Origin of the sequence: Pseudomonas sp., assembly GCF_049645325.1 — a bacterium.
Lineage (GTDB): Bacteria > Pseudomonadota > Gammaproteobacteria > Pseudomonadales > Pseudomonadaceae > Aquipseudomonas.
This window is the reverse complement of sequence record NZ_JBARTQ010000434.1, coordinates 1-2596: the sequence shown is the minus strand read 5'-3', so window position 1 is coordinate 2596 and position 2596 is coordinate 1. Positions and strand designations below refer to the sequence as shown.

4 protein-coding genes are annotated in these 2596 nt (G+C 62.7%); all 4 read right to left on the bottom strand.

What is annotated here, in order from left to right; translation table 11 throughout:
• Positions 1 to 42: 42 nt before the first annotated feature.
• Genes WBB95_RS18870 through WBB95_RS18855 form a run of 4 tightly spaced genes read right to left on the bottom strand, consistent with a single transcriptional unit; the run spans position 43 to position 2322 of the window.
• Positions 43 to 600: a DUF4136 domain-containing protein gene (locus WBB95_RS18870; protein ID WP_424488961.1), complete on the bottom strand. Its 558-nt coding sequence runs from the start codon at positions 598 to 600 to the stop codon at positions 43 to 45.
• A 44-nt stretch (positions 601 to 644) separates the two neighbouring features.
• A complete protein-coding gene (locus WBB95_RS18865) occupies positions 645 to 1247 on the bottom strand; it encodes a DUF4136 domain-containing protein (RefSeq protein ID WP_424488960.1) in 603 nt (200 codons plus the stop codon).
• Positions 1248 to 1271: 24 nt separating this feature from the next.
• The gene (locus tag WBB95_RS18860; protein WP_424488959.1) at positions 1272 to 2021 is read right to left on the bottom strand and encodes a methyltransferase; all 750 of its coding nucleotides are present in this window, start codon (positions 2019 to 2021) and stop codon (positions 1272 to 1274) included.
• The gene (locus tag WBB95_RS18855; protein WP_058423592.1) at positions 2014 to 2322 is read right to left on the bottom strand and encodes a MazG-like family protein; all 309 of its coding nucleotides are present in this window, start codon (positions 2320 to 2322) and stop codon (positions 2014 to 2016) included. Before WBB95_RS18855 ends, WBB95_RS18860 begins: the two co-directional genes overlap by 8 nt.
• Between the last annotated feature and the right edge of the window lie 274 nt (positions 2323 to 2596).

The following is a 2596-nucleotide window of genomic DNA, read 5'->3' as shown; positions in this document are numbered from 1 at the left end:
TTCGCGGGCAAGCCCGCTCCCACAGGGGTTAGACGGTGTTGATCAGTGTGGCGGGTAGTTGGTGAGGATCTTGGTCACGGTGGTGCGAATAGCATTGTCGCGATCCTGAGGATTCGGCGAGCTGGCCATCATCTGTTCGTCACTGCCGCGCCATACCAGCTTGCCGTCCTTGCCGTCGAGCAGGTCGATCTGGATGGTCGCCACCTTGTAGGTGATGTTGCGCGTTTCGTTGTACATCGGCGCGCCCCAGTAGCCATTCCACGGGCCACCCCAGGCGCCGCCGTAGTTGGTGGTGACTTGTTGCTGGCGGTCTTCGACGATCAGGTAGGCCTGTACGTTCACGTCAGCCTTGGCACCCGGGGCGGCGGGACGCAGGCCGCGCTGGTCAAGTTGCTCGCCCACGGCCTGGCGGATACGTTGTTCGGTGAGGTCACTCTTGATCCGCGGGTCATCCGGGCGGTACTGCAGCGCCGGGTCTTTCCAGGCCCAATTGCGGTAGGCACCGAAGTCGCGGCTGGCATCAAAGTCGTGGTTGACCTGGCTGGTCTGGCAACCGCCCAGCAACACGACAACAGCAAGTGCGGCAATGCGACGAAGCATGGTTTTTCTCCAAAAGACGATAGGGCCTGAGATGAGAATAGCTGCTAACTGGGTGGATAAGCGCTCATTGCCTTCTGCATCGCCTCGCGCAATGCATCAGCCCGTTCACTCAGGCTGCCCTGGCTGGCCGTTTCGGCGCTGGTACTCCATACCGGTTGGCGAGTGCGCGCGTCGAACAGGCTGATGCGTGCCACCGCGACCGTCACCTCATAGGTGCGCACCACCGGCACCGTGTTGTACATGCCGTAGCCGTTGCCATAACGGTTATAGCCGCCGTAGCCATAGCCGTAATCGTCCTGGACCTGACGCAGGCGTTTTTCCAGGCGCACGTCGGCGCTGACCAGCAGGTCCGGCGCACGGTTGTCATGCAGCGGGCGCAAGCCGCGCTGGTCGAGGGCACCGCTGACCGCCTCGGCGATCTGCGCCGAGTCGGCCCACGCCGAGCCCGCCGGCAACTGGCCGTTGAGCCAGGCCCAATTGCGATAGGCGCCATAGTCACGCACCGGCGCCGGGTAGGCGCTGGCATCAAAGGTGTTGGCTGCCTGGATCGGCGCCGGCGGTATGGGCGCCGAGGCGGCCACATAAGGATTGGGGCTGGAGCAGGCGCTCAACCCCACAGACAACAGGAGCAAACAGAGACGACGCATTTCGACCTCCGCAGACTGGGCCGCTTAAACCGGACGGCAAATCCAGTGCAAATAACGCCCAAGTCCGGCAAAGCTTGGGTGACGACGGTGAGCGAGCTCCATCTCCAACATGTCCTGTAAATCGGCGCGGGCCTGGAACTCCACGGGCATGTAGTCGTGGAACACCCGCACGCCACTTTGGCTTTCGACCTGCCAAAGCCCCTCTAGCTGCGCCGCCAACTCACGCGGGTCGAGCGGTTGTTGCGGGGTGAGGCTTTGCTTTTCGCCGGCCATGTCGTTCTTGCGCATTTTGCGGAAGTGGCCTTTGAGCAAGTTGCGGTAAATCAGCGCATCACGGTTGTAGAACGCCAGGGACAACCAGCCGCCGGGCACCGTGAGCTGGTGCAGCACCGGCAGGATCGCATGGGGTTCGGCCAGCCACTCCAGCACGGCGTGGCACAGCACCAGGTCGTAGGGTTCGGTGAGTTGGCCGAGCAGGTCTTGCCAGGGCGCATGAATAAAGGTCGCCGTCTGCCCGGCGTCGGCGAAGCGTTGGCGCGCCCCGTCGAGCATTGGTTCGGCAGGCTCGGCCAGGGTCACTTGATGCCCGCGTTCAGCCAGCCACAACGACATGTGCCCCAGGCCGGCGCCGATATCCAGCACGCGCAGCGGGCGGTCCGGCAGCGCCTCGGTCAGGTCGGCTTGCAGCACGGCAAGGCGAATCGCGCCCTTGGCGCCGCCGTAGATTTTCTCGGCAAAGCGCGTGGCCAACTGGTCGAAATGGCGATCACTCATGGGCAAACCGCCGTTCGCTGTCGGCCAGTTTGGCGCGCACCACCTCGTTCATGTCCAACCCCAGTTCACTGCACAGCAACAGCAGGTACAACACGATATCGCCGACTTCCTGCCCGGCATGCGCGAGCTTGTCGGCGGGCAACTGGCGTGATTGGTCTTCGGTCAGCCACTGGAAGATTTCTACCAGCTCGGCCATTTCCACGCTGGCGGCCATGGCCAGGTTTTTCGGGCTGTGGAATGGCTTCCAGTCGTTGGTATCGCGGATGCGGTGCAGGCGTTCGGTGAGGTGTTCGAGGTTCATGCGGGGGCTCCTGAAGGTGTATAGCTTCGGGGGGATGAGGGCTGAAGGCAAGTGAACCTTTGGGGCTTCATTGAGGAGCAGGTGTCGGTGCTGGGCGTTTTTTTTGGGATTGAGTGCATATCCGGCATTTGTGTTGTGGCTTCTTAGGGTTCCGCCCTTACGGCGGCTCACTTTTGATAGAGCGCAAAAGTAAGCAAAACGCTCTTGCCCCTCCACTCGGTGCCTCGCTGTGGCTCGGCATGCCCGCACTCCGGCTTGAATCCGTGGGCCGCCG

Excerpts from the sequence above, each read along its gene's own strand:
- WBB95_RS18865 (WP_424488960.1), bottom strand. The coding sequence starts at position 1,247 with ATGCGTCGTCTCTGTTTGCTCCTGTTGTCTGTGGGGTTGAGCGCCTGC.
- WBB95_RS18855 (WP_058423592.1), bottom strand. The coding sequence starts at position 2,322 with ATGAACCTCGAACACCTCACCGAACGCCTGCACCGCATCCGCGATACC.
- WBB95_RS18860 (WP_424488959.1), bottom strand. The coding sequence starts at position 2,021 with ATGAGTGATCGCCATTTCGACCAGTTGGCCACGCGCTTTGCCGAGAAA.
- WBB95_RS18870 (WP_424488961.1), bottom strand. The coding sequence starts at position 600 with ATGCTTCGTCGCATTGCCGCACTTGCTGTTGTCGTGTTGCTGGGCGGT.